Annotated in this window: 7 protein-coding genes; all 7 read left to right on the top strand. The window is 68.5% G+C overall.

Translation table 11 applies throughout. From position 1 onward, the window contains the following. Positions 1–591 (top strand): hypothetical protein (locus tag VGV37_RS20355; protein WP_326881584.1); only part of this gene is annotated, 591 nt, incomplete at its 5' end. Between the two features lie 90 nt (positions 592–681). Continuing rightward, the gene (locus tag VGV37_RS20350; protein WP_326881583.1) at positions 682–1143 is read left to right on the top strand and encodes a hypothetical protein; all 462 of its coding nucleotides are present in this window, start codon (positions 682–684) and stop codon (positions 1141–1143) included. Between the two features lie 175 nt (positions 1144–1318). After that, the gene (locus VGV37_RS20345) at positions 1319–1795 is read left to right on the top strand and encodes a hypothetical protein (RefSeq protein WP_326881582.1); all 477 of its coding nucleotides are present in this window, start codon (positions 1319–1321) and stop codon (positions 1793–1795) included. Between the two features lie 4 nt (positions 1796–1799). After that, complete coding sequence (locus VGV37_RS20340; protein ID WP_326881581.1) at positions 1800–2459, top strand: hypothetical protein; 660 nt, start codon at positions 1800–1802, stop codon at positions 2457–2459. Positions 2460–2462: 3 nt separating this feature from the next. Continuing rightward, entirely contained in the window at positions 2463–5510 is a 3048-nt protein-coding gene (locus tag VGV37_RS20335) for an ATP-binding protein (RefSeq protein ID WP_326881580.1), read from the top strand. Between the two features lie 253 nt (positions 5511–5763). Then, complete coding sequence (locus VGV37_RS20330; protein ID WP_326881579.1) at positions 5764–6231, top strand: DotD/TraH family lipoprotein; 468 nt, start codon at positions 5764–5766, stop codon at positions 6229–6231. Further along, positions 6224–6610: type IV secretory system conjugative DNA transfer family protein (locus VGV37_RS20325; protein ID WP_326881578.1), on the top strand; the 387-nt coding region annotated here is incomplete at its 3' end. The genes VGV37_RS20330 and VGV37_RS20325, both read left to right, overlap by 8 nt.

Genomic DNA, 6610 nt, shown 5'->3' with positions numbered 1-6610 from the left:
CGCCTGGGTGGTCGTGACCGACCACGGGACCCTGCAGTAGCGGCGCCGGCCATGCAGGGGCTTATCAATTTCGCATCGGCGATCGGCTTCGCGCTGGCGACGCTGCTGCCGGCGTTCTGCTATCTGGCGGCGATCGCGCTGTTCCTGTTCGCGGGCTGGGGCTTCTGGAAACAGCCCCAGCCGGACAATCCGTTCCGCCAGCGGCCCTGGATCCCGGCCCTCTCGCTGGTGCTGTGCGGCGTGTTTGCGACCTTCGACAAGTTCCTGACCAAGGCCAACGTCAGCGCCGGCACGAACCTGCAGGTCACCCTCGTCCAGGGCCTGACCAGCTACACGGCGCCGACACCATCGGCGGACCTGCTGGGCCAAACGCCCGGCGACGCCATCGTCAATGTCGTGCAGCTGTTCCAGGCGTTCTTCCAATCCTTCGGGGCGATGTGCTGCTTCTTCGCCATCCTGGCCTGGCGTGCCGTGGTCAACGGCCAGAGCAACCGTGGCCAGACCGGCTGCGGCATTCAGTTCACGTTCGGCGTCATGCTGATCAACGTCCTGACCATCGCGCAATGGCTCGTGAACAGCTTTCAGACCTGAGGGGCCCGGCCAACCGCGGCACCGCACCCGCGGTTGCCCCCCTGAACCGCACTCGGGGCCCGAGATCAATTTCAGCAAGGAGTGTCCCCGATGGCAGTGAGTTATGTCGAACCCGTCTACGACGAACTATCGGCGCCGCCCCGCGCGCTGCCGCCTCTCGTGCCGCGATTGGATCCGGCCGAGGCGTGGGCCAGGCTCGACCCGGAGGTCCAGAACCGCATTGGGGCCGCGGCGATCGCCGCGACCATAGGCGCGATCGGGATGGACATGGGGATCTATCCCAAACAGGGCTATGCGGCCGCGAACCTGATGGCTGCGGACGTTCTCGACCGCGTGGTGTGCGAGCACGTGCTGCCGGGCGATCCGGAACGGCATGGCCTGGCGCTGCCCGATCTCTGGGCGCTCGGGATTCAGACCTGCCGGGAATGCGGCTGCGTGGAGGATTGCGCGTGCCCGGAGGGCTGCGGCTGGGCCGAAGACGATCTCTGCTCGGCCTGTGCCGCCGGCGAGGCCTCCCGTGATCCATATCGGTGGTGTTGCAGCGTTTGCTGAACAACAAGGTCAAGACGGACCCGTGAACCGGCCGGGTCGATATCCCGCTGACACTTAAGCCCGACGAAAAAGTTCGTGGCTCCATAAATCTACCGCGTTCATTCGCGCAGGCGCTTCGGATGCTGATCCTCGAGGGGGAGAGACCTCTCGCAATAGTCGAGGAGTAGCATTCGCCGTGAATACCATCATCACCAAGAAGTCGAAGCTGCAGGGTGCGCTCAGCCGCACGCGGCACTTCGCAACGGCGGGGAGGTCGGCCGTGGCAGGCATCGCCACGGCCGTCTCCCTCGTCGCCATCACCGCCGGCCAGGCGTTTGCGGCCGGCGGTTCCGCGGCACCGGCCGGCGGTCTCGGCGCCCAGGTGAACACGATGTCGAGCGAGGCCATCAACGCCGGCGGCAACGTCGGCCAGATGTTGATGTACTCCGCGGCACTCGTCTGCTTCGTCGGCGGGGTCTGGGCGCTTTGGCAATCGCGTCAGCCGCAGAACCGGGAAAACGGTCGCGTCGCCATGGGCGTCGCCGGTCTCGTGCTGTGCGGTCTGTTCGCGACCGGCGGCGTCTGGATCAACAAGGCCGCGGTCACCGGCAGCGGCGGTGCCGCGACCGTCAACGACACGCCGGCCACCGTCCAGTTCGGCACGGGCGGCTAACCTCATGCGCCTCCTGCCGATCGTCTTGTCGGCCCATCCCTCGGCCTGGAACGCCGATGCCGGCGGCCTGCGGCGGGAGCGCTCCGTTTCTCCCGACTCATCCTGCCAGTTCTGCGGCTTCCAGGCCCCAGGCTGGCAGGAGTCTTTTCATCTGAACGGCGATCACGACGACACGCCGGGCAATCTGGTAGTCGCCTGTGTGCTGTGCAAACTCACGCAGCAGCTCGGCCGGCCGACGATCGACGCGGAAGCGACGCTGATCTGGCTGCCGGAGATGTCGCAGGCGGCCCTCAACGCCGTCGCCCGCCACATCCATCATGGTCTCCGGGCGCAGGGCGAGCCGCCGCATATGGAGCGCCGACCACAATCCGACACCCCGGAGCTCCGCGCGCTCTACAGCGCCTTCACGGCCTTGCGGGAGCGCGGCGCCGCCGCCCAGAGCCGGGTCGGCACGACCTCGCCGCGCGCGTTGGGCGCCGCTCTCCTCGGCCTCGACCCTGCCGCCTACGAGCGCCGGGCGTCCCTGCTCGGCGGCACCAGGCTGCTGCCGCGCGGCCGATTCTACCGGGATGGCCAGGACGTCTACCCACAGCTTCTCGAAGCCTTCAACGCAACACGAGAGCTGTCGCCGATCCTGCCGGCTCCCCATTCCGCGAGGATCTGACCCATGGCCCTGATCTCGAACCTGCTCGCCGGTCTTTCGCTGCTGCTGCGCCAGCCGCTCGAATCCTTCTGCGACCTGGAGACGACCCATGACGACGCCTTCGTCACCAAGCGGGGGGATTATGTGTCGTTCGTCCGGATCGAGGGCATCCGGCGCATTCCCTCGCGCGACGACATCGCGCGCATCGCGTCCGCGATGCGGATCGACCTGTCCGGCACGCTCGAGGAGCGCGGCCATGCCATCGTCGGCTGGTACGCATCCGATCCAGACTTGTCCGCGGTCGAGATCGACCGGCTGAACATGAGCGCGTGTCGGCAGGCCGCCGACAAGCTCGGCTTGAACCTGGCGGACATCTTCGACGAACGCATGCGGCTCTGGCCGCGCATCATGCGCTGGGAGGCGGCCTACTTCATCCTCTGGACGCGGCCAGGGCTGCTCACCAAGGAAGAGCGCAAGCAGATGAAGGACGAACAAGCGGCTCTTGCCAAGGAGATCCCGCGCATCGGCGCCGCGCAGAAGTTCTGGCTGCGCAGCGAGGTAATGAAGGCCCGGCACGACGCGTTCGTCGGCCGGGTGCTGTCGTCACTCCGAGCCCACGATATCGGCGCCGCCGAGGTCGATCCGCACGACGCCCTGGTCATTGTCCGCGAGGCGATGCATCGCGAGACCGCCGGCTCGGCCTGGAAGCCGTGCCTGGTTGGCGACCGGTTCATGCCGTGCCTGCCGGAGGACGAGGACCGCAAGCCCACGGCCGAAACCCGGCTCTGGCTCTCGTTGCGCAGCCAGATCTTCCGCCATGACGCGCTCACCCATGGCGGCCAGCGCGTCGAGATCGGTCAGAACGACTACGCCGCCGTCGACATGGAACTGGGCCCGGAGGATCCGCGGCCGTTCGTGGAACTGGCGGCGCACCTGGGCAACGACCGGATTCCGTGGCGCGGCACGATCAGCCTCCAGGGCGGCGGCAAGAGCGCCATGGCCATAAAGGAGATCGCCGCCACGTTCCTGTCGATCTTCCCGGGCAATGGCCCGCTCCGGCGCGCGTTCCAGGCGATCCGCGACGCACGGGAGGCGGACAACCACATCAGCGTCCAGTTCCGCGCTTCGTTCGCGACCTGGGCGCCGAGCGGCGAAAGCCGCAAGCTCCAGCGCCGGGCCGCCACCCTATCGCAGCGGATCGAGGCCTGGGGCAATTGCAAGGCGACCCGTCTCGCCGGCGATCCGCTCGAGGCGGTGATGAGCAGCGTGCCCGGCCTGTCGCTCGCCTCGACTGGTGCTCCGGCGCAGGCGCTGCTCGGCGACGCGCTCGGCATGCTGCCGTGGAACCGCACCTCCTCGCCGTGGCAAGCCGGCAGCGTGCTGTTCCGGCTGCCCCACGGTGCCATCTGGCCCTATGACCCGGCCGGCGGCTCGAAGCGGCTGCAGGTCCTGGACCTGTTCGTGGCCCCGCCCCGCTCCGGCAAGTCCGTGCTCGCCAACACGATCAATCTCGGGCTCTGCCTCAGTTCGGCGGTCCTGGGCGCGCAAGGGGCGAAGCTGCCGCTGATCGGCAAGGCCGACATCGGGCCCTCGGCCGAGGGCTTCGTCCGCCTGATCCAGGAGGCGCTCGGCCCCGAGCGCAGCCATCTGGCGATCTTCAAGGCCCTGCTGTTCGCGCCGGGCCACGAGTTCAACGTGTTCGACCTGCAGGTCGGCTGCCAATACCCGCTGCCGCTCGAACGCGCGTTCCTACAGAACTTCCTGTCGCTCGCGACCCTGCCGCCGGACACTTCAACGCCGTTCGAGGGCATGACCCAGATGATCGGCCTGGTCATCGACGAGGCGTACCGGCTCTGCACCGACGTTCCGGGCGGCGCGCCCAAGGGCTATCGGCGAGGTGTCGAGCCGGCCGTGGACACGGCGATCGACCGGTACCGGATCGACCTGCATCCGGACGATCCGCACTGGCGCGACGTGGTGACGGCGCTCTGCGCGGTCGGCGAGCATCGGCTGGCGGAGATCGCCCAGCGCCATGCGGTTCCGTTGCTCGAGGACCTGATCAGTGCCGCGCGCACCGACCAGGTCAAGGACATGTTCGCCAAGCTCAAGATCCAGGTCACCCAGGAACAGGCCAGCGATCTGTTCGAACGCTACATCTACGACATCATCCGCAAGTATCCGACGTTGAACAGCCCGACCCGGCTCGACTTCGGCTCGGCGCGGATCATCGTGCTCGATCTGGCCGAGGTGGCGCCGACCGGCTCGGCCGCGGCCAATCGCCAGACCGAGATGATGTACATGCTGGCGCGGCACATCCTGGCCCGCAATTTCTTCCTGAAGCCCGATTATCTCCCTTATATCCCTGAGCCGGTCCGCGACTATCACCGGGGCCGGTTCCAGGAGATCCTCGAGTCGGTGAAGCGGCTCGACTATGACGAGTGGCACCGCACCCAGGGCAGCCCGCTGGTCCGCGCCCAGGCCGAACTCGATATGCGTGAAGGCCCCAAGCACAATATTCAGCTGGGCTTCTCCAGCCAGCGCCTGTCGGACATGGGCGACGCGCTGATCAGCCAGTCGACCGGCCGGTTCGTGCTGCGCGCCGGCGACGAGCGCGAGGCGGACGAGATTATCGACCGGTTCAACCTCTCCGACGCGAGTGCCGCGGTCGTGCGCCACGGCCTGCACGGGCCCGGGCTCGGCGGCGCGCCCTTCTTCGCGATCCTGGAGGTGGATGGGGACCGGTACGAGCAGAAGCTCGTCAACAGCTTGGGGCCGATCGAGCTTTGGGCTCTCAGCACCACCCCCGGCGATACGGCGCTGCGCAACCGGCTCTATGCCCGGCTCGGGTTCAGCGAGGGGCTCGCCCGCCTCGCCCGGATCTTCCCGTCCGGCTCCGCGCTAAAGCAGATCGAGCGGCGCAAGGCCGACCGCCTGCGCGGCGGCGAGCAGGGCGACCGGGCGGAGACCGGCGTGATCGAGGAACTGGCCGACGAGTTGAGCGACGGCAAGGGCATCGGCCTGAAGCTGCTCGACCGGAGCGCCGACGAGGAGCTGGCGCAGGCCGCCGAATAGGCGACCGCCATTCGCGCAAAGCGCGGCGATCCTTACTGGGAAAGGAGATCGCCATGGCCATCCACCACGTCCAGCTGAGTCCCTGCTTCACGCTGCCAGTCGCCGTCCGGGTCACCCCGGGGTTCGGCGCGGACGCCGAGCCGCGCGAGGTGTTTCCGACTTGGGTCAAGCTCAAACGGCCTTCGCGCGCCTGGCGGACGTGGCGGCGCCATCGGTCCGGCCATCGGTGGCATGGAGCCCGGCGATGAGAAGCATGACCCGCTTTTCGCTCGCCCTCGTCCTTCTGGCCGTGGCCGGATGCGCCAGCACCCCGGACGTGCCGACCACTGTCGACACCACGGGCATGCCCAACGCGGAACTGGCGCTGCGCGACAGCTTCCAGCAGATCGACCGGGAGATGACGGAGCTGGGCCGCACGGTGTTGCCGTCGCCGGCGATTACGGCGCCGGCCGATCCGGTGGTGCCTGCCGAGCTGCAGCGCGACATCACCTTCGGCTGGCAGGGTCCGCTCGACGACGCCGTGGTCAAGCTCGCCAACAGCATCGGCTACACGGTCGCGATCGACGCGCCGCCGCATGCGGTGCCGCTGCCGATCTCCGTCAACGTCGGGCCGGAACCGGTGTTCGACGTCTTCCGCGCGCTGGGCGAGGCCGTGGGGGCCAGCGCCACGGTGCGGCTCGACCCGCTGCATCATCAGGTCCAGGTGATCCATCATGTCTAAGCGCTCGACCTCGATGGCGGCCCTCGTCCTGCTCGGCCTGACGCTCCGGCCAGCCTGGGCCGACGGCACGATCACCGACCGGCCGGTGCCGCCGATGCCGACCGCGGCGGAGGTCGACCAGGGCACCGAACTGCTCGGCAACCCGCTCAACCAGCCGATCACCGGCGCCAAATTTGCCCCGCAAGTAGTCGGCGGCGAGCGGCCGCCGTCGCTCGAAGCACTGCAGGCGACACGCCCGGGCGACGTGGCCGGCGACGGGCTCGATGCCGGGCGCGGCGAGCAGCTGCATCAATCGGCCCTGACCTATGGCGCGCAGGGCGGGTTGGCGGCCCGCGCCTTCGCCCTCAACGAGATGCTGCGGCGCTACGAGGCCCAGCTC

The sequence above is a fragment of the Aliidongia sp. genome, from assembly GCF_035943795.1.
In the GTDB taxonomy this organism is placed as follows: Bacteria; Pseudomonadota; Alphaproteobacteria; order ATCC43930; family CGMCC-115725; genus Aliidongia.
This window is presented reverse-complemented; position numbering and strand designations above follow the sequence as displayed.

Coding starts and splice junctions, on each gene's coding strand:
- VGV37_RS20350 (WP_326881583.1), top strand. CDS start 682: ATGGCAGTGAGTTATGTCGAACCCGTCTACGACGAACTATCGGCGCCG.
- VGV37_RS20340 (WP_326881581.1), top strand. CDS start 1,800: ATGCGCCTCCTGCCGATCGTCTTGTCGGCCCATCCCTCGGCCTGGAAC.
- VGV37_RS20335 (WP_326881580.1), top strand. CDS start 2,463: ATGGCCCTGATCTCGAACCTGCTCGCCGGTCTTTCGCTGCTGCTGCGC.
- VGV37_RS20330 (WP_326881579.1), top strand. CDS start 5,764: ATGACCCGCTTTTCGCTCGCCCTCGTCCTTCTGGCCGTGGCCGGATGC.